Here is a 19,547-nt window from a genome sequence, read left to right on the forward strand (position 1 = left end):
GCGACAAGAAAACTTATCGCAATAGTCGGCTTATGGGGCAAACGCGGGCGCAACTTTTAGAACGCCCCTGCCGCAGCAAGGGCGATCTGCAAGCTTGGGCCCCTCTCAAATCGTTGACGCTTGGCCACAATTCGCGTGGGCATGCGTGCGCGATGTGTGAGCAACCTACGACAGGTGTGGCGCTTCGAAGGGAGCCGTCGGGATTGCCTAGCCCGTGATTGCTCGCACGAGCAGGACAAGCGATCAATGAGCGGATTTCATCGAAGCATCCGCTGAGATTCAACCGCACAGCATGGCGTTACGGATACGATCAGCGCGGTCATTCCCCATTTGTCTTCCGTTCGGGCGGGAGCTTTCAGCAGAAAGTGTTTCACATCTATCTCGGTCTTGCGGCCGCGTACCTGCTCTGGCGTTTCGTTCCTCGGCTACCGCTATCTCGGAAGTGTCGAGCACTTATCAGTGCACTTGTCGTCGCGACCGCGATGCACTTTTTGGCCTTCCAACTGGTGTGGGGAAACATGTTTTCTCCTGAGTTCCCTCGACCATTGGTTGCGGCAGTTGGCTTCCTTTTTGGAGCTTTCGGTCTGTTGGTTGCCTTCACTGTCGTTTGCGATGCGGTGAGCATTGTTTGGCGGTGTATGCGAATCTCAGGGTGGAGTCGCCGGCGCGACGCCTTGCTTCGTGGCGCCGCTGGCGTGCTGGCGTTGTGTTTGTCTGCCGCTGGTATCTGGGCGGCAACACGATTGCCAGAGGTAAGGCGAATTGAGGTGAACGTCGGAAATCTGGCGCCGCGCCTAGATGGGTTCACTCTCGTTCAGCTATCTGACCTTCACATTAGCCGTCTATTTCCGGAAGAGTGGGTGAGTGGGGTCGTCGCGCGGACGAACGCGCTTCGTCCGGATCTTGTGGTGATCACGGGGGACCTGATCGATGGCCACGTTACTGCCAGGAAAGCTGACGTTCGACCCCTTGCCGCATTAAGCGCCCATCATGGTGTTCTCGCGATTCTGGGTAATCACGAGTACTACTTCGGCGCTGATGCGTGGAGGGAAGAGTTTGAAGCGCTCGGCATGCGCATGCTGGTCAACGAGCATGCCGTTGTCAGCACAAGTGGGGGGAGCCTTGTTGTGACGGGGATTCCCGACCCGGTTGCCGCTTCCTTTTCCGAAGAGCCACCGAACTTCCAGAAGGCTGTTGCCGGCGCCTCGCCTGACCAGCCCATGATTCTATTGAGCCACCGCCCCTCGGATGCTGAACAGCACGCACAAGCTGGTGTGGCACTTCAACTCTCCGGGCATACGCACGGCGGCATGCTGCGAGGGTTCGACTGGTTCGTGGCGCGGCTCAATGAAGGATTTGTGTCTGGTCTCTACGAGATTGGTGGGATGCACCTGTACGTAAGCAACGGCACGGGGTTGTGGAATGGATTTCCGCTGCGAATAGGCGTTCCCGCCGAGATCACGGAATTTGTACTGCGCGCAAAGCGCTGATCGTTTGGAGAAAGCATGCATCAAGCCATACAAAAGAATGCCGTCGCTATCGTCACGGGAGGTGCGGCAGGCATTGGCTATGCGATTGCGCGCCGGCTGGTCGCAGAAGAAATGAGAGTTGTTGTCTTCGACAAGGACGAGGCCGCATTGAACGCTGCAGTCACCGAGTTGCTCGAGCAGTCCCCGTTGCGCACTGTCTACGGCGTTGTCGGGGATGTCTCATCACCGAGCTCGCGGCAGACATTGCTCAAGAAGTCGCTCAATCGTGGCGACATCGCTCTTCTGGTGAACAATGCCGGCTCGCTGAAAGGGTCCGGACCGTGGGAAAACATCGAGCAATGGCGACAAACTATGGAGGTCAACTTCTGGTCAATCGTAGAACTCCAGGCACTGTTTGTCGAACATTTGCTGAAGCAGGAGTCCTGCTCGGCGATTGTGAACGTCGGCTCTAAGGAGGGCATAACCACCCCACCGGGAAACGCTGCCTACAACGTGTCCAAGGCAGCTTTACGGGTGCTGACGGAGCAACTGGCACATGAACTGCGAACGCGAGCAGGGGAGAAGGTCACGGCTCACCTCTTGGTGCCGGGCTACACCTTTACGTCGATGAATTTTCCGGGTATGGCGTCAGCCTCGCCAAAACCTCGGGGCACTTGGACGGCTGACCAGGTCGCCGAGCGAATGCTCGAACGCCTGAATGCGGGCGACTTCTACCTGTACTGCCAAGACGAAGAGGTGACCTGGGAAACTGATCGTCGACGATTGCAGTGGTCCGTCGACGACATCATCAAGAATCGACCGGCGCTGTCGCGTTGGCATCCCAACTATCAAGCCGAGTTCCGAGCCTACGTGGGCGGCGGTCAAATCAAAGATCAGTGAAGGAAGCCAATGCAAGGAAGTGTGATTGGCGCCCGGCTCTCCGCAATGCTGGTCTTATTCAGCAATGGCCTGCTGTATGCCACGTGGGGTGTCAGCGTCCCGTTAATCAAATCGAAGTTTGACGCGTCGGAAGCGGTTCTGTCCTTGGCCATGGCCGCGGTTGCTTTGGGTGGGATCGCGACTATGGGCCGGGCAGGCACCTGGATCGCTCGGCGCGGAAGCGGTACCACTAGTGTGAGAACGGGATTAATGATGGCGCTAGCTGCTGCCCCGATCCTGTTAATTCCAAGCTATCCGGTGCTGCTGATTGTTCTCTTCGTCTATGGCATCGCCACGGCAGCCAACGATGTTGCCGCGAACGCGCAAGGTGCCCACCTCGAGAATCTAACCAAGAGATCTCTCATCGGCTCGCTCCATGGGAGTTTCAGTATAGGCGGTTTGGTTGGCGCACTATTGGCTAGCGCATGGGCGGCCGGAGGGCTGCCGTCAGCGGCGAGTTTCATGTCGTTATCTGCAGTTGTCGGCTTCGCTATGCTGATTGCCGCTCGTCATCTGCAAAACGAGGAGCATCGGTTTGATTCCTCCCCACATCCCGAGGCTGGCAACGCCAGCCGTGTGCCTCAGGCGAGTACTGTTCGCCTGCGTCTTTTCGCGTTTGGAGTGCTGGCCTTTTGCGCATTGGTTGTGGAGGGAGCCTTCTATGACTGGGCGGCCGTGTATATGCGCGATGTTGCCGGGGCACCGCCCTCATGGGTGGGCTTCGGGTATGCCGCGTTTGCCGTGGGGATGGCGGGTGGGCGGCTAGGCGGTGATTGGGTGCGGAACCGAGTCGCACACCAGGCTGTCATCGCGGCCAGCAGTGCGGTTGGCGTTGCAGGATTGGGGGTCATCCTGTGGAACAGTTCGGCAGATGGGGTGGTGGTCGGCTTCTTTGTAACGGGTCTAGGGCTGTCAAACGTGATCCCCATACTTTTCTCTTCCGCAGGAAGACTATCGATCGGTGCTGGGTTGGCACCATCCCAAGGACTTGCAGTGACGACACGTGTTGCCTATGTGGGGCTGCTGGTAGGCCCTCTCTTCATCGGTCCTCTAGCAAATATTGTGGGGCTTCGCTGGTCACTTCTTCTTGTTGCGGTCGCAATTGGATTGATATGCGCGGGATGGCTGTGGCTTAGCTGGATCAGCGGCGGGACACCGTGGGAGATGCCGACGAAAGACGATCACCCGGCGTGAAGCGGTAACCGATTGCATGCACAAGTTTAAGGAAGGAAATGTCTAAAGGACAGCCGATACAGAACGCAGGAAACCTTGTCAGGCCGCCTCGCGGGCTCTTCGCGGCGATACTGACGCTGGGACTCGGTGGCCTGGCTATCGGAACGGGCGAGTTCGTTTCAATGAGCCTTTTGCCAGGCATGGCTCAGAGCACGAACGTATCGATTCCGGGGGCCGGCGCCTACATCAGCGCATACGCTGTGGGGGTTGTAGTCGGTGCGCCGCTCATCGCGGTCTGTGCTGCACGATGGGCGCGGAAGGTTCTCCTCTTTGCGCTTTTGGCGCTAGTCATTGTGGGATATGTCGGGAGCGCCATTGCGTGGGACCGCGCGAGTCTGCTGACGGCACGGTTTATCTCTGGGTTGCCTCACGGGGCGTTTTACGGGGTGTCATCGCTTGTTGCGGCGGCCATGGTTCCCGCAAACCGGAAAGCACAGGCAATTGGCTATGTGATGCTTGGGCTAGCCGTTGCAAACGTAATCGGCGTCCCTGTGGCGACGTGGATCGGTCAGGTTTGGGGGTGGCGTGCGGCGTTTTTTGCGGTGGCAATCGGATCTGCTTTCACCGTGATCATGATGCAGTTCTTCGTCCCGTCTGTTGGGAATGATGCAGAAGTGAGTCCAGCGTCCGAGCTGCAGGGGTTGAAGCGACCGATGGTCTGGCTGACCCTTGCTGTTGCATCTATTGGCTTCGGCGGCATGTTTGCGGTCTACAGCTACATCACGCCCACGCTTATTGAGGTTGCCGGGTTTTCCGAGGGACAGGTACCCTTGGCGTTGGCCATCTGGGGGGTAGGCATGGTTTTCGGCAATCTTGTTGGAGGATGGCTTGCCGACCGCGCGTTGGTGCCCTCGATCTTAGGCATGCTCGCCTGGAACGCGATCTTTCTGGCCCTGTTCTCCCTCGTCGCGAGCTCTCGGCCACTGACCCTTGTGGTTCTGTTTCTTATCGGAAATGGATTCGCTTTGGTTCCGGCTCTTCAGGCTCGCCTGATGAACGTCGCGGGTAGAGCTCAGACGCTCGCTGCAGCGCTCAATCATAGTGCGTTCAATATATCCAACGCCGTTGGGGCCATCCTGGGCGGCCTGGCAATCGCTCATGGACTGGGCTGGGCCGCTACGGGCTGGGTAGGTGGCCTGCTTGCCATTGCCGGACTTGGTCTGATGGTGCTCTCCACGCTTCGCCTTACTCCTGCGCACGCCAGTACTCAGAGTCGAGCCGTCACTGAAGGCGCTTCAGCGGAGGACTGAATTGGTTTCATTCCGTAGCGTGGAAGTCTTGGTAGCCTAGTGTGTAGCGAAACGTCTCCCCATTTTGCGGGTGCTCGTTAGCAATCTCGATATCAATGTGCTTGTTGGCGCTCTGGTGCCAGACAACAAAGGGGGCAGGATGCAATATACCAAGCTGGGTTCCACAGGGCTGGACGTCTCGCGTCTTTGTCTTGGATGCATGACATTCGGGGATCCTCAGGCCGGCGATCACGCGTGGACTCTCGGCGAAGCGGAGTCGCGCCCGCTCATCAAGCGTGCCATCGAACTTGGCATCAATTTCTTCGATACCGCGAACAGCTATTCGGCCGGGACGTCGGAAGTCATTGTCGGGAAGCTCTTGAAAGAGTTTTCACAGCGAGACGAGATCGTGCTCGCAACGAAGGTGTACTTTCCACCAGGCGGAGCTTTGGGGGGCGCGTCACGCCCCAATAGCATGGGGCTTTCTCGCAAGGCGATCATGAACGAGATCAATCAAAGCCTGTCGCGATTGGAGACCGACTACATCGATCTCTATCAAATTCATCGATGGGACCATGCAACGCCCATTGAGGAGACGATGGAAGCGCTTCATGACGTCGTTAAGGCAGGAAAAGCTCGGTACATTGGGGCCTCATCGATGTTTGCCTGGCAGTTTGCTAAAGCTCAAGAAGTGGCGCGACGTAATGGTTGGACTGAGTTCGTCTCCATGCAGAATCATTTGAACTTGTTGTACCGTGAGGAGGAGAGGGAAATGGTTCCGCTCTGCCGCGATCAGGGTGTGGGCCTGATTCCTTGGAGCCCCCTCGCCCGAGGACGGCTCAGCAGGCCGTTTGGTACGCAAACGCAGCGTTCAGAGACAGATGGCGTAGGCAAGTTGCTGTTCGAAAGAACTCAAGCCGCAGACAAGCAAGTCATTGACGCGGTGGAGCGCGTGTCCAGCGAACGCGGGGTGCCCATGGCGCAGGTCGCGCTTGCATGGGTACGTTCGAAGGGTGGTGTGTCGGCCCCGATCATCGGTGCCTCCAAAGTTGCGCAATTGGAAGATGCCGTGGCGAGTCTGGAGGTGGAGCTGACGGGGGACGAAAGGTCGCTTCTGGAGGCTCACTATGTGCCCCACGAGATCGCCGGGCACAAATAGGCATACAGCGCCCGGCCCGTTTCCCGTTTATTTAGGGGCGGATGCAACGTCGAAATCTGGTAGGGGCATTGTGTTTGCAGAGCGCCCGCACGTCAGGATCTGATGTGCGGGCGTATTGTTCGTCGCAGGAAGCGTACAAATGCGCTTTCCCGTAGCCAGGAATATCAAGTTTCATATTGAACCCTTGCTACTGACGGAACAGGTGGTCCGCAGAGGCTGGCGAAACGTCACAGTCTCCGGCCAGCCACGTATGAATGGCGAACTGGGCCGAGTGCGAACGCACGTCTCGAAAGCGTGAAAACTACTTCGCTGTACACGACCATTCTTCTCAACTCAACGACTTCTTGAAGTCGTGTCTAGATTTCAGAGCTGTCGCGAAATGTATCAATCATCTCCCGCAAGCCAGGCGGCATCCGGCGACGATCAGGGTAATACATATGGAATGCGGGCTCGATGGGCGACCAGTCGCCCAGGACGACCTGCAATTCTCCCCGTTCGACATGCGCTGCAATCCGGTCCTGAAGGCAGTACATCACGCCGAGGCCAGCCAAGGCCATCTCTATACCAAGAGTCGTTTCATTGACGCAAAGCTGGCCAGGAACCTCGATCACTCGATAGTCGTCGTCCTTTTTGAATTCCCACCGATAGATGGTTCCTTGTCCGGTTCGAATCTGAATGCAGGTGTGTGAACGCAGATCTTCGGGCACCTTAGGTGAGACACGTCTGTTCAGATAGCGAGGAGATGCCACTGCGACCCATCTGAGTTCTGGACCGAGTGGCACTGCCACGAAATCCTCGGGTATCGTCCCGCCAAAACGAATCCCGGCATCGAATCCGGCTGCCAGAATGTCAACGACCCGGTCGTCTACGGCAACTTCAACCTCGACGTCGGGGTAGCGCTGTAAGAACGGAGGCAGGAGCTTCGCCAGGACCAAGCGCGCACCATCACTGAGTACGTTCAATCGCAATCGCCCAACAGGGCTGTCGCGATGTTTGTTCATGTCCTCCAGCGCGTCGCCAATTTCCTGGAAGCCGATATCAAGTCGGCTTGCCAGGCGTGCTCCAGCATCAGTTAAGGATACCGTGCGGCTAGTCCGGTTCAGAAGGCGAACACCCAGCCGCGATTCGAGGTTTCGAATCGCATGGCTCAGCGCTGACGGCGTGATTCCCAATTCCATGGCTCCCTGCTTGAAACTTAGCAATCTGGCAACGGCACGGAACGCGTTCAGATCGGCAAGGTCAGCCCGAGAAATCTTAGCAATCGGTCGAACAGGCATGTAATGAGACAGGAACTACTTTTGAGCTGGAGGCCGCAGGTCTTGCCGGCCTCGCTAGCGCCGCGATTTGCACCGGGCGATGCTGAAATTCTTGGTTCCACCGATCCGTTTCGCCAGCCGACGGAACATGGGCTGTCTGAAGAGCCTTCCCTCGTGCGCCCGTCACGGTCACGCCCGCTTTGCTGCCCAATAGTGAGATTCGACTTCGCGAAGGTGGTCTTGCATGGCCGCCTCCGCAGCATCGGCATCATGCGCGGCAATGGCCTCGTAAATCCTGCTGTGCGCTTCGAAGGCTGCGTGCTCGGCGCCCGCGGACCGCAGCGACGTGGCGCGCTGCTCTTCCAGCCAGCGCGCCATCGCGGTGTGCAACGCCAAGAAGATGGGATTGTTCGGAATCTTGGCTAAGGCAAGATGGAACTCGACGTCAGTCCTAGTGAACTCGGCATCGTTTCCCAGCGCGTCTTTATTTGCTTGGAGCGCCTTCTCAAGGCCCGCAATATCAGTAGCGGTTGCGTTCTTGGCCGCATATCGTACCAGCGAAATCTCGTGCATTGTGCGCGCTTGCTGGAAGTCCCGAACTCCCTCAGGCGTCGATAGCAGATGCCGAACCGAGCCTGAAAGTTCTCCAACAAGGGTATCGGCTGATGGGCGTGTGACATACGCGCGCTCACCGTTTCGAATAACGACGAGCCCCATCTTCTGCAAAGAGAAAAGAGCCTCCCGGACCGACGACCTTCCGACCTGGAACGTGTCCATGAGCTCGCGCTCGGGCGGGAGTGTGTCCCCCGGGTTGAGGGCCCCGCTAAGCATCATTGACTCTAGTCGCGAGGCGACTTCCTCATAAAGCTTCTTCCGCCGAATCGGCTGGTTGGGAATCGAAGAAGTATCCATTTGCGTTCGAATGGTTGTGGTGTATGCAGCACATTTGGTGGCCACGCCACCTTTGCGAAGTGGTGCTCCGAAATGGCAGGAGCTATCCACCTATTAGACCATAATGGTCGGAGGCTGTCTGCTTTGAGCCAAACAGATGCCGAGTGTCGCCTATTAAAGAGCCTAATAGTCTACAAATTGCCGAGCCGATTTGAGGGTTTACCCTCTAATTTTGAAACACACCTAGCTTTTGGTCTGATAGGTGGATAGCATGTGGTCTGAAAGGTCGTCAAAGGACGATGACTCTGACCTAACGGAGACAGCATGAAAGCGCAGAAGAAACTGATCATCGAGGCACGTATCAACGAATACATGCCACGGTCTGAGAATCCAAACATTCCCTATACGCCAGAGGAGATCGGGCGCGAGGCTGCAAAGGCGAGGGAGGCGGGCGCAAGCATTATTCATTTTCACGCGCGGCAAGCGGACGGCAAGCCGGCCCATGATGCTGAGACGTTCGCCGCATGTATCCGCGCGATCCGGGCAAACTGCGATTGCCTCGTGTTTCCGACGCTAGGCCAGATCTCCAACGAAGGCGAAATGAGTCGATTGGCCCATATCGAGGTTCTCTCCAAATCGCCCGAGACGCAGCCGGACCTCGCACCGATCGACTGCGGCAGCACGAATATCGACCGCTTCGATTACGAGGCGAATCGCTATCTGACCGGCCATCTGACCTACAAAAATGACACCAAGATTCTAGAAGCCTTTGCGCGTCGGCTGCCGGAGTTGGGGGTCAAGCCACAGTTCGTGAGTTGGACCGTGGCATTCACCCGTTGCTTTAGCGCTCTGCGGGATATGGGCTTGGTGAAGGACACGCCTTACTTCATGTTCGAGCTAACCGATTGCGGGATTCTCGGCGGACATCCCGGCACGATACAAGGTCTGTACTCTCATCTGCCGTTCCTTCCCAAGGCGCCCCTGGAGTGGACCGTCTGCAACAAGATCGGCAATCCGACCGGACCTGCGGTTGCGGCGATCGAGCTTGGAGGCCATATCGCCATTGGTCTTGGCGACTATGGGTGGTCGGAACTTGGGACACCCAACAACGGAGACGTCATCAACCATTTCGCGAAGATCGCAAAGATGATGGGCCGTGAAGTCGCCACGCCGGCCGAAACCCGCGAAATGTTCGGGATGGCGTAATACAACTCGAATCAAGGAGATAAAGACATGCAAAAATTTCAAAAGACCTTCGCAGCCTTGATGCTGTCGTTCTGCAGCGCAGTGGCTGGCGCGCAAGATTACCCGGCGAAGCCCATCTCGCTGATCATTCCGTTTTCGCCCGGTGGCACCAACGATATTGTGGGACGTCTGGTGGCCAAGGACATGACTTCCGCGCTGAAGCAATCGATTGTTCCGGAGAATCGTCCAGGTGCCAGTGGCACCATCGGTGCGAACTACGTTGCAAAGGCTTCTGCGGACGGCTACACGCTCCTGGTGACGGATCTGTCGTTTGCCATGGCGCCGGGTCTGTTTGCGCATCTCCCGTTTGATCCGGTCAAGGATTTCTCGCACATCACGACTGTCGCTTCCGTGCCGTTCGTCATGGTCGTGAATCCAAGCATCAAGGCCAACAACGTTAAGGAGTTCATTGCCCTGTCCAAGGCGTCTCCTGGCTCCATCAACTATGGGTCGGCTGGAAAGGGCACCAACTCCCATCTCGGCGGCGAACTGTTTCGCCTGAAGACTGGTGCCGACCTGACGCACATTCCTTACAAAGGTGCGTCTGCCGCGATGCAGGATTTGCTCGGGGGCCGCATTCAAGTCATCTTTACGGCGTTGCCGACGGCTCTGAGCTTTATCCAGTCGGGCAAGGTAAAGGCACTGATGGTAACTGGCGACAAGCGGGTTCCGGTGCTGCCAAACGTCCCAACCGCGAAAGAAGCGGGGGTCGCCGATATGAACCTGAAATTCTGGGTCGGGATCGCCGCACCGGCAAATACGCCTCCCGCAGTGGTCGAGAAACTGAACAAGGCAGTGGTGTCCGGACTCTCGCAGCCGGAAGACAAGAAGACGTTTGCTGACATTGGCATGGACGTCATCGGTGACAAGCCTGGCCAGGCTGCGAAGTTCGTAGAAGCCGAAGTCAACAACTGGCGCCAAGTGATGAAGGCGGCCAACATCACGGCTGAGTAAGTCGTCCATCCATCGCCGATCGCGGCGATGGGAACCAGAGCGTGGCGAAGGGCTGCGCTCCTTGACAGAATTTTTTTGGAAGGAAAGGCAGAATGGAAGCCGAGAACAGCGTTCGGGTTAGCGAAGCCAACCTGAAGAATTACTGCGTGGAGATTCTCACGCGTGTCGGTGTCTCCCACGGTGAGGCGGTAGAGGTCACCGACAATCTCGTGGAAGCAGACCTCAGAGGTGTCGACTCACATGGCGTCGTACGCTTTCCCATCTATATCAAACGCATTCTCGATGGCGGTACGAATGCCACACCGAAGATTTCCCTCGTTCGCGATAGCCTGACCAGCGCTGTCATGGACGGTGACAATGGTCTCGGCCACCTGGTCGGCATTCGGGCGATGGAGCATGCCATCGAGAAGGGTAAGGCCGGCCACTGTTCTTTTGTGGCGGTTCGGAACAGCAATCACTTTGGCGCTGCGGCCTACTATACGGAAATGGCGGCCCGGAACAATATGATCGGCTTCAGCTTCACCATCGGAGCCATCAACCACATGACGCCATGGGGCGGTGCCGAAGCAGTACTTGGCAACAACCCGTTCTCAATCGCTTTCCCGACACCAGGAGATTTTCCCATCGTGCTGGACATGGCGTGCAGCATCGCAGCGCGCGGAAAGATCATCGTCGCAGCGAAAGAGGGCACCCCTATCCCGGCCGAATGGGCCACTGGCCCTGATGGTCTGCCGACAACGGATGCGGTGGAGGCGCTGAAGGGATTTGTTGTTCCTGTGGGCGGCCCTAAGGGTTACGCGTTGACGTTGATGGTGGGTCTGCTCAGCACGATGCTGTCGGGCGCATTCTTTGGGCGTGATGTCGGCGATCTTTATGAGAAGACGACCACTGCCCAGAACAGTGGCCATCTGTTTGGTGTGCTTCCTGTAGAGGCATTCGACGACGTTGATGCCTACATGCAACGCATGCAGAAGGCGATGGGAGATATCACGGGCGCTAAGCGCGCAACGGGTGTTGAGCGTATCTATTTGCCGGGCGAGCGGGAGTTCATCAGCCTGGGCGTTCGCCGCCGAGAAGGCATTCCTCTTGGCAACTCCCTGGTAAAGGAACTCCAAGAACTGGGCGCGCAGTACGGCGTGCCGCTGCCTCTTGCCTGATTGCGTCGAAGGAACGTGTGTCGTCTCGGTGCCCTGCAACGGTGAGGCGCCAGACGGCCCCGATTCTTGCCCTATGTTACCCCCCTAGAAGACGAGGTTGCGCATGCATGCAGTCATCGTGACTTTTGAGGTTCTGCCTGAAAAAGTCGATCTATTCAGAGATGCCATTCTGGCCAACGCCGCCATATCCCTTGAAACAGAACCCGGGTGCGTCACGTTTGACGTCCTAAAAAGCCCCACAGCGCCTCAGTTCATGCTGTACGAGATCTATCGAAATGCGGACGCGTTCCAACTGCATTTGGGCATGAGTCATTTCCACGATTTCGATCGTATCAGTACAGATTGGGTCGTCAGCAAGAAAGTGGAAGAGTTTGGCCGGATCAATAACGTAACATAACAACTTCCTTCAGTTGTATAAATAGATTTTTTCAGCATACGGCCTCGTTGGATAGCCGGCAATTTCAGGTAATTTATCCCGATACGGATAAATTACATTTTCAAGTTAAATTTTCAAAATTCCGACTAGACATCGGAATGCTTTCACTCGTCTTTTTTTTCAGAGCGATGTCCCTATCGCTCGCATCAGTCATCGGAGAGAAACATGCGACTGCGGCGTGAGCGCCACACAAAGATTGTGGCAACGCTCGGACCGGCTTCATCAAGCGCGGAGGTTATCGAGCAACTGTTCCGAGCTGGTGCGGATACGTTTCGACTGAACTTCAGTCATGGTACCCATGAGGACCACGCGCAACGACTCCAGACCATTCGCGAAGTCGAAGCTGCGATAGGGAGGCCGATTGGCGTATTGCTTGATCTCCAAGGGCCGAAGCTGAGGGTAGGCACTTTCCCGGCCGGTCCGGAGATCCTTGTCGCAGGGCAGCCGTTCCGGCTCCAGCTTGCCGCCGTTCCCGGCAACGGCGAGATTGCTCAGCTCCCTCATCCGGAAATCTTCGAAGCGCTGACGCCCGGCAACACACTGCTCATCGATGATGGCCGCATCCGTTTGCGGGTCGTACGCTGTGGATCCGATTTCGCGGAAACAATCGTAGAGGCTGGCGGAAAGATCTCGGATCGAAAGGGCGTGAACGTTCCTGACTGCGCACTGAAGTTGTCTGCGCTCACAGAAAAGGACCACCGTGATCTGGCCTTCGGTCTGACGCTCGGTGTTGATTGGGTTGCTCTGTCGTTTGTGCAGTCCGCACAAGATATTGAGGAACTCCGGAAGATCGTCGGGGCGGGCGTTGGCATCATGGCCAAGATCGAGAAGCCTGGCGCCATCTCCGACATCGAAGCCATTGTCGCGGCAGCCGATGCGATCATGGTGGCTCGCGGGGATCTTGGGGTCGAAATGCCTCCCGAAGAGGTGCCAGCGATTCAGAAGCGTCTCACGCGACTCTGCCGGCAGGCAGGGAAGCCCATCGTGGTGGCAACGCAGATGCTGGATTCGATGGTGAATTCGCCCGCGCCGACCCGCGCCGAGGCTTCCGACGTCGCGACGGCTGTCTACGATGGCGTGGATGCTGTCATGCTTTCCGCGGAATCGGCAAGTGGAGACTATCCTGTGGAGTCCGTGGCAATGATGGCGCGGATTATCCGTAATACCGAGAAGGACAAGCTTCAGCGCGACACGATGGGCGCCATTGCGGCTACGCGCAGGGAAGATGCCATCGACGCCATCGGCGCCGCGATCCGTACCGTTGCCGATGTCTTGCCTCTGTCTGCATGCGTCACGTACACACTCTCTGGTTCCAGTGCATTGCGAGTTGCCCATGAACGGCCGAATGTACCCATTATCGTCATGACCCCCCGCGTCGAGACGGCCAGGCGATTGGCGGTGGTGTGGGGAGTCCATGCGGTCCATGGGGAAGACGCGGAGAATGTCGAAGAGATGGTCACCCATGCGACAGAGGTGGCACGCATCCAAGGCTTCGAGCCTGAAAAGCGTCCATTTGCGATCGTCGCGGGCATGCCCTTCCGCACCCCGGGATCAACGAATTTGCTCCGCCTGGTCTTCCCCACTGTCCCCGCAAACTGACACCTGGCTACCATGAAACAAATCGAACGACTGGCGGCACTCTTTCCGGCACGGGAATCGGTTCCTCCCGCACATCGCCTCGAATCGCCGCTGCACCAGCGCAGCATTCTCATCAATGGAGAATTGCGTGATTGGGAGGGACCAACTCATACCGTGCTTTCCCCGGTATCTTTCCGTGATGCGGATGGCAGGCTGCTGCCGGTGGAGGTAGGAAGCTACCCGATAACAAGCGCAAACGAAAGCCTTGAAGCTCTGCAGGCAGCGGTGGGAGCTTATGCTGCTGGTACGGGGCAGTGGCCGACAATGTCAGTCGATCAACGTATCGTCCATGTTCAGGACTTCACTCGCCGAATCGTTGAGCAACGCGATCTCATTGTGAAACTGATCATGTGGGAGATCGGTAAGTCGGCGGCCGATTCGGCAAAGGAGTTCGACCGAACGATTGATTATATCCGCCAGACCATCGACGCGCTAAAGGAACTCGATAACAACAACTCCCGGTTTCAGATGGTGGAAGGAACCATCGCGCAGATCAGGCGAGCACCGCTCGGCGTGGTGCTATGCATGGGGCCATACAACTACCCCTTGAACGAGACGTTCACCACGCTGATTCCGGCTCTGATAATGGGCAATGTGATCCTGTTCAAGCCGCCTCGATTTGGGACACTGCTGTTTGCTCCCATCCTGCAAGCCTTCAGGGACGCATTTCCACCAGGGGTTGTCAACACCGTATACGGCCGGGGTGAGGAAGTCGTACCGCCTTTGATGACGTCTGGACAGGTGAACGTCCTTGCGCTAATCGGCTCCTCGCGGGTCGCAGACAAGCTAAAGAAGCTACATCCGAAGACGAACCGTCTGCGAGCCGTATTGGGATTGGATGCCAAGAATGCAGCGATCATCCTTCCGGATGCAGACATTGATCTCGCCGTGCGCGAGTGCGTGCTTGGTTCGCTCTCCTTTAACGGGCAACGATGCACTGCGCTTAAGCTCGTCATGGTGCACCAGTCCATTGCGGACGCGTTCGTGGAGAAGTTCTGTGCAGCCGTTTCGGCGCTGCCGGTTGGGATGCCGTGGGAGCCGGGCGTCGCAATTACTCCATTGCCCGATCGGAACAAACCTGGATACCTGTCTGAGTGTGTGGCCGATGCGCTGGAAAAGGGGGCGCGAGTCTGCAACACGGATGGCGGGCAGAGCGCTGAGACGCTCTACGTTCCGGCGGTGGTGTATCCGGTCGACGAAACAATGCGGCTATTCCGCGAGGAGCAATTTGGTCCAATCGTTCCGATCGTGCCGTTCGACGACATTGACTCGGCGCTCTCCTATGTGGAGAACTCCGATTACGGGCAACAAGTCAGCATCTTCGGCTCGGACGCGGACACCATCGCAACACTCGTTGATCCACTGGTAAATCAAGTTTGTCGCGTCAACATCAACTGCCAATGTCAACGCGGTCCAGACGTTTTTCCTTTCACGGGCCGGAAGGACTCGGCGGAAGGGACGTTGTCGGTATCAGATGCGCTTCGAGCTTTTTCGGTCAGGACCATGGTTGCAGCAAAAGACACGGCGGCATCAAAGGCGCTGCTGGACGATATCGTACTTGGTCACAAATCGTCGTTCGTCAATACTCGCTTCATCTTCTGAGACACGTCGTTTCTGAAGAAATAACGCGCCGGTGGGGCGCCAGGCAGATTTTGCGGGGGTCTCCATGGCGCCCGATTGGTGAGAAAGCATATGTTGCAAGCGACATCGACGCCGAGATCGCATCGGCCGGATTCCCGTGATACGCGCTCCGGTGCTCGCAGTCCGGAACCCGACCTTGAGGGCGTTGCCGTCCTTCAGGCCCTGCAAGCTGACCATCAGGAGCGGCTGAATGCGGACATCCGGCTGTTCGGTGACCTCCTTGGCGCCATCATTAGAGTTCAGGACGGCGCGGCGATGTTCGAGAGGGTGGAGGAGATCCGTCGTCTCGCATTGCAATTCACCCGGACTGCAGAAGCCGCTGTTCGGGCGAAGCTCAACCAGACGATGGCCGGTCTTCCAGCGGAGGCCATGCAATCGGTCGCACGTGCTTTCTCGCTGTTTCTTCTCTTGGCCAACATTGCCGAAGACCAGCATGAACGCCGCATCAGGCGCGCCGCCGCCATTGCTGGTCAAACGAGGCGCCCCGGCAGCCTGGCCCGAAGCCTCGACGCGATGGTCTCGCTCGGCTATGCACCAAACGAGACGGTAGGAATGTTGCGGCGGCTATCCATCATGCCCGTCCTCACGGCCCATCCGACGGAGGTGAGGCGTCAAGCGATTCTATTACACGAAAGGCGGATCGCGGAGTTACTGGACGCGAGAGACGGGCGTGCGCTCACGCCGGAAGAGGACGAAAGTAATCGCGAAGAGATTGCTTTCGCGGTGAACTGCCTATGGAACACGCGCCTTCTGCGGTTTCAGGCGTTGACACCCATCGACGAGGTGAGGAACGGAATCAGCTATTTCGAGAGGACATTCTTCAGGGAGGTCCCGCGTCTGTACTGCGGGCTGGAGGATGCCATCAGGGAGATGTGCAAGGGGTCGCGTAGAGATGTGGCGTTTGCGGCTCCGCCCTTGCTGCAGATCGGCACATGGATAGGCGGGGACCGGGACGGAAACCCGAACATCGACGCGTCAGTGCTTCGTATGGCGGGCCGCTTGCAGTTTGAAGCTTGTATTGGGCATTACCAATCCATTCTGGGTCGATTGGTTCAGACGCTTACGCTCTCCACCGCGCGCACTCGCGTCGCACCCGCTGTCAAGTTGCTGTCCGAACGTGCGACTGGCGTATCACCACACACGGTCGATGAGCCATATCGGCGCGGCCTTGCGTATGTGTCCCAAAAACTTCGTGGCACGCTGGATCTACTCACGTCCGAGTCGCAGGGAGCAAGCGTCCGCAAGGAAGACCGCTACCGTGATCCTCGTGATCTGCTTGACGATCTGAGTCAGTTTCAGGTCTCCCTCGAGCATGCGGGCAACGGGAGGCTGGCACGAGGGGAATTGCGAAGCCTAATCAAAGCTGTAGAGATATTTGGATTCCATCTTGCGCCGATAGACCTGCGTCAGAGCGCCGAAGTCCATGCGCGTACGATCGCGGAACTGTTTATGAGAGCTGGCGTCTGTGCGGACTACCTTGGTCAGCCAGAATCCGAGCGCAGGCGCCTGCTCGAAGTGGAGCTTGCCAGTGAACGTCCACTGTGGTCGCCGCTGGGAACCTACAGCGATGAGACATCTTCAGAGATGGCGATTCTCGCGACGGCTCGGGAACTCAGGGAAACCTACGGTCCGTCCATTGTCAAGAACTGCATCATCTCGAAGACCTCCAACGTCTCGGATCTTCTTGCGGTCGCCGTTCTTCTCAAAGAGGCAGGCCTGATCAGCTTTGCTCAGAACTGCCTGGAAGGGAGCGAGACGATCTCGATCGTGCCCCTGTTCGAAACGATCGCGGATCTTAGGGCCGCCGGATCGATCATGCACGAACTCTTCGGCGTTCCGGCCTACAGGAAGCTCATAGTCCGGCAGGGCGATGAGCACGAAATCATGCTCGGATACTCCGACAGCAACAAGGACGGGGGCTACCTCACATCCTGTTGGGAGATTTACCAAGCTGAGGTGGCGCTAAAGGAGGTGCTAATGCGCCATGGGATCGTCATGCGCCTCTTCCACGGGCGCGGCGGAGCCATCGGGCGAGGCGGAGGGCCGACCTACGATGCGCTTCTTGCTCAGCCCCATGGCGCGCACTCAGGCAAGGTTCGGATCACGGAGCAGGGCGAAGTCATTGCGTCGAAATACAAGAGTGCGGACGTTGGGAGACTTCATCTGGAGGCCCTGGTGGCGGGCAGCCTTGAAGCCTGCCTGACAGGGCCAACCCTGGACCCACAGAAGGAAGCCGTTTTCCACAGCGTCATCAAGGCGCTGTCGGATGCCGCTTACAGGACGTACCGATCACTAGTCTATGAGACTGAGGGATTTGCGACGTACTTCCGCGAATCTACGCCGCTCTCAGAGATCGCCCAGTTGAATATCGGCAGTCGTCCGGCGTCGCGGAAGGCGGGGGACCGTATCGACGATCTGCGCGCCATCCCGTGGGTTTTCGCTTGGTCTCAATGCCGGCTCATGCTTCCCGGATGGTTTGGCTTCGGATCCGCGATCAACGCATGGCTTAAGGAAAGCCCCGACGGCATGACCCTGCTGAGGGATATGTGTGCGTCCTGGCCATTCTTTGGCACGATGCTTTCAAACATGGAAATGGTTCTGGCGAAGTCTGATCTGGGGATTGCCTCTCGTTATGCCGACCTTGTTCAGGACGAAAACCTCCGAAACAACATCTTCGGTCGGATCCGCGAGGAGTATGAACTCACCAAGCGCCACTTGCTTTCGATCATGAATGCGGAGGTGCTGTTGTCTGGGAGCCCTGCGATTCGCCGCTCTATCCGAAACCGAGGCCCTTATTTGGATCCGCTGAATCATGCCCAGATCGAACTGCTGAAGCGCCATCGAAATGGACAGATTTCCGAAAGTATCACACAAGGTATTCGAATGACCATCAACGGCCTTGCTCAAGGCCTGCGAAACAGTGGCTGACGGGTTCTCAGTCCCTCTCTCTTTTCCTACAGATAATCATGACTGCAATCGTAGACATCATTGGACGCGAGGTTCTGGACTCGCGCGGCAACCCCACTGTCGAGTGCGACGTGCTGCTGGAATCCGGCGTGATGGGCCGAGCGGCGGTACCCTCGGGTGCATCGACCGGCTCGCGCGAAGCCATCGAACTGCGTGACGGCGACAAGTCGCGTTACTTGGGAAAGGGTGTGCTGAAGGCCGTCGAGCACATCAACACCGAGATCTCTGAAGCGCTCCTGGGGCTGGACGCTTCCGAGCAGGCCTTCGTGGACCGCACCCTGATCGAGCTCGACGGCACCGAGAACAAGGGCCGCCTGGGCGCCAACGCCATGCTGGCCGTGTCGATGGCTGTCGCCAAGGCCGCCGCGGAAGAAGCCGGCCTGCCGCTGTACCGCTACTTTGGCGGTTCGGGCGCGATGCAACTGCCGGTACCGATGATGAACATCGTCAACGGCGGGGCGCACGCCAACAACAGCCTGGACATCCAGGAATTCATGATCATGCCGGTGTCGGCAACCAGCTTCCGCGAAGCCCTGCGCTGCGGCGCCGAGATCTTCCACGCACTGAAGAAGATCCTTGCCGACAAGGGCATGTCCACCGCGGTGGGCGACGAGGGCGGCTTCGCGCCGAATTTCTCGTCCAACGAGGAATGCCTGAACACCGTGGTGCAGGCCATCGAGAAGGCCGGCTACCGCGCCGGTGAAGACGTGCTGCTGGCGCTGGACTGCGCCGCCAGCGAGTTCTACCACGAGGGCGAAGGCGTGTACCAGCTCGAAGGCGAAGGCCAGAAACTGACCTCGACCCAGTTCGCCGACTACCTGGCCAACCTGTGCGACAAGTTCCCGATCGTGTCGATCGAGGACGGCATGGCCGAAGGCGACTGGGACGGCTGGAAGACGCTGACCGACAAGCTCGGCAAGCGCGTGCAACTGGTGGGTGATGACCTGTTCGTGACCAACACCAAGATCCTGAAGGAAGGCATCGAGCGCGGCATCGGCAACTCGATCCTGATCAAGATTAACCAGATTGGCACGCTCACGGAGACGTTCGCGGCCATTGAGATGGCCAAGCGCGCCGGCTACACCGCCGTGATCTCGCACCGCTCGGGCGAAACGGAAGACAGCACCATCGCCGACATCGCCGTGGGCACCAACGCTGGCCAGGTCAAGACCGGCTCGCTGTCGCGTTCGGACCGCATCGCCAAGTACAACCAACTGCTGCGGATCGAAGAGGCACTCGGTGACACGACGTCATATGCAGGCCGATCGACTTTCTATTGTCTGCGCCAGAGGGTTCCCAGCAGCAACGCTAGTACCATCGGTTAGAGGGGCGC

At 57.8% G+C, this 19,547-nt stretch carries 15 protein-coding genes; 13 read left to right on the forward strand and 2 right to left on the reverse strand.

Annotated elements, in window-relative coordinates; genetic code table 11:
* Positions 1-218 precede the first annotated feature (218 nt).
* From CTP10_RS23175 to CTP10_RS23195, 5 genes are all read left to right on the forward strand, one after another.
* Positions 219-1,490: a metallophosphoesterase gene (locus CTP10_RS23175; protein ID WP_233528476.1), complete on the forward strand. Its 1,272-nt coding sequence runs from the start codon at positions 219-221 to the stop codon at positions 1,488-1,490.
* A 15-nt stretch (positions 1,491-1,505) separates the two neighbouring features.
* Entirely contained in the window at positions 1,506-2,369 is an 864-nt protein-coding gene (locus tag CTP10_RS23180; protein ID WP_116323824.1) for an SDR family NAD(P)-dependent oxidoreductase, read from the forward strand.
* A gap of 9 nt (positions 2,370-2,378) precedes the next feature.
* Positions 2,379-3,602, forward strand: a complete 1,224-nt coding sequence (locus tag CTP10_RS23185) for an MFS transporter (protein WP_116323825.1) — start codon at positions 2,379-2,381, stop codon at positions 3,600-3,602.
* Positions 3,603-3,640: 38 nt separating this feature from the next.
* Positions 3,641-4,891: an MFS transporter gene (locus CTP10_RS23190; RefSeq protein ID WP_116323826.1), complete on the forward strand. Its 1,251-nt coding sequence runs from the start codon at positions 3,641-3,643 to the stop codon at positions 4,889-4,891.
* Positions 4,892-5,030: 139 nt separating this feature from the next.
* Positions 5,031-6,029 (forward strand): aldo/keto reductase, encoded by a 999-nt coding sequence (locus CTP10_RS23195; RefSeq protein ID WP_116323827.1) that lies wholly within the window; start codon positions 5,031-5,033, stop codon positions 6,027-6,029.
* Between the two features lie 356 nt (positions 6,030-6,385).
* Here CTP10_RS23195 and CTP10_RS23200 read toward each other — a convergent pair whose 3' ends face one another.
* Together CTP10_RS23200 and nanR are read right to left on the reverse strand one after the other, a co-directional pair.
* Positions 6,386-7,207, reverse strand: a complete 822-nt coding sequence (locus CTP10_RS23200; RefSeq protein WP_233528477.1) for a LysR family transcriptional regulator — start codon at positions 7,205-7,207, stop codon at positions 6,386-6,388.
* 267 nt (positions 7,208-7,474) lie between these two features.
* Positions 7,475-8,197: a transcriptional regulator NanR gene (nanR, locus tag CTP10_RS23205; protein WP_116323829.1), complete on the reverse strand. Its 723-nt coding sequence runs from the start codon at positions 8,195-8,197 to the stop codon at positions 7,475-7,477.
* Between the two features lie 303 nt (positions 8,198-8,500).
* Between nanR and CTP10_RS23210 the strand changes: the two genes are divergently transcribed.
* From CTP10_RS23210 to eno, 8 genes are all read left to right on the forward strand, one after another.
* Positions 8,501-9,382, forward strand: a complete 882-nt coding sequence (locus CTP10_RS23210) for a 3-keto-5-aminohexanoate cleavage protein (protein ID WP_116323830.1) — start codon at positions 8,501-8,503, stop codon at positions 9,380-9,382.
* Between the two features lie 27 nt (positions 9,383-9,409).
* On the forward strand, positions 9,410-10,375 hold the full coding sequence (locus CTP10_RS23215; RefSeq protein ID WP_116323831.1) for a Bug family tripartite tricarboxylate transporter substrate binding protein: 966 nt from the start codon (positions 9,410-9,412) through the stop codon (positions 10,373-10,375).
* 92 nt (positions 10,376-10,467) lie between these two features.
* Positions 10,468-11,532 carry an Ldh family oxidoreductase gene (locus CTP10_RS23220; RefSeq protein ID WP_199414755.1) on the forward strand — a complete coding sequence of 355 codons (1,065 nt, stop codon included), beginning with the start codon at positions 10,468-10,470 and terminating at the stop codon, positions 11,530-11,532.
* Between the two features lie 103 nt (positions 11,533-11,635).
* Entirely contained in the window at positions 11,636-11,929 is a 294-nt protein-coding gene (locus CTP10_RS23225; RefSeq protein WP_116323832.1) for a putative quinol monooxygenase, read from the forward strand.
* A gap of 210 nt (positions 11,930-12,139) precedes the next feature.
* Positions 12,140-13,567: a pyruvate kinase gene (gene pyk, locus CTP10_RS23230; protein WP_199414757.1), complete on the forward strand. Its 1,428-nt coding sequence runs from the start codon at positions 12,140-12,142 to the stop codon at positions 13,565-13,567.
* Between the two features lie 12 nt (positions 13,568-13,579).
* Entirely contained in the window at positions 13,580-15,208 is a 1,629-nt protein-coding gene (locus tag CTP10_RS23235) for an NADP-dependent glyceraldehyde-3-phosphate dehydrogenase (protein ID WP_116323834.1), read from the forward strand.
* 90 nt (positions 15,209-15,298) lie between these two features.
* Positions 15,299-18,175, forward strand: a complete 2,877-nt coding sequence (ppc, locus tag CTP10_RS23240) for a phosphoenolpyruvate carboxylase (RefSeq protein WP_116323835.1) — start codon at positions 15,299-15,301, stop codon at positions 18,173-18,175.
* 38 nt (positions 18,176-18,213) lie between these two features.
* Complete coding sequence (gene eno / locus CTP10_RS23245) at positions 18,214-19,539, forward strand: phosphopyruvate hydratase (protein WP_271815887.1); 1,326 nt, start codon at positions 18,214-18,216, stop codon at positions 19,537-19,539.
* Positions 19,540-19,547 lie beyond the last annotated feature (8 nt).

Source organism: Cupriavidus sp. P-10, assembly GCF_003402535.2.
GTDB lineage: Bacteria > Pseudomonadota > Gammaproteobacteria > Burkholderiales > Burkholderiaceae > Cupriavidus.

Excerpts from the sequence above, each read along its gene's own strand:
- CTP10_RS23195 (WP_116323827.1), top strand. The coding sequence starts at position 5,031 with ATGCAATATACCAAGCTGGGTTCCACAGGGCTGGACGTCTCGCGTCTT.
- nanR (WP_116323829.1), bottom strand. The coding sequence starts at position 8,197 with ATGGATACTTCTTCGATTCCCAACCAGCCGATTCGGCGGAAGAAGCTT.
- CTP10_RS23210 (WP_116323830.1), top strand. The coding sequence starts at position 8,501 with ATGAAAGCGCAGAAGAAACTGATCATCGAGGCACGTATCAACGAATAC.
- CTP10_RS23215 (WP_116323831.1), top strand. The coding sequence starts at position 9,410 with ATGCAAAAATTTCAAAAGACCTTCGCAGCCTTGATGCTGTCGTTCTGC.
- CTP10_RS23225 (WP_116323832.1), top strand. The coding sequence starts at position 11,636 with ATGCATGCAGTCATCGTGACTTTTGAGGTTCTGCCTGAAAAAGTCGAT.
- CTP10_RS23235 (WP_116323834.1), top strand. The coding sequence starts at position 13,580 with ATGAAACAAATCGAACGACTGGCGGCACTCTTTCCGGCACGGGAATCG.
- ppc (WP_116323835.1), top strand. The coding sequence starts at position 15,299 with ATGTTGCAAGCGACATCGACGCCGAGATCGCATCGGCCGGATTCCCGT.
- eno (WP_271815887.1), top strand. The coding sequence starts at position 18,214 with ATGACTGCAATCGTAGACATCATTGGACGCGAGGTTCTGGACTCGCGC.
- CTP10_RS23185 (WP_116323825.1), top strand. The coding sequence starts at position 2,379 with ATGCAAGGAAGTGTGATTGGCGCCCGGCTCTCCGCAATGCTGGTCTTA.
- CTP10_RS23200 (WP_233528477.1), bottom strand. The coding sequence starts at position 7,207 with ATGGAATTGGGAATCACGCCGTCAGCGCTGAGCCATGCGATTCGAAAC.
- CTP10_RS23190 (WP_116323826.1), top strand. The coding sequence starts at position 3,641 with ATGTCTAAAGGACAGCCGATACAGAACGCAGGAAACCTTGTCAGGCCG.
- CTP10_RS23180 (WP_116323824.1), top strand. The coding sequence starts at position 1,506 with ATGCATCAAGCCATACAAAAGAATGCCGTCGCTATCGTCACGGGAGGT.
- CTP10_RS23220 (WP_199414755.1), top strand. The coding sequence starts at position 10,468 with ATGGAAGCCGAGAACAGCGTTCGGGTTAGCGAAGCCAACCTGAAGAAT.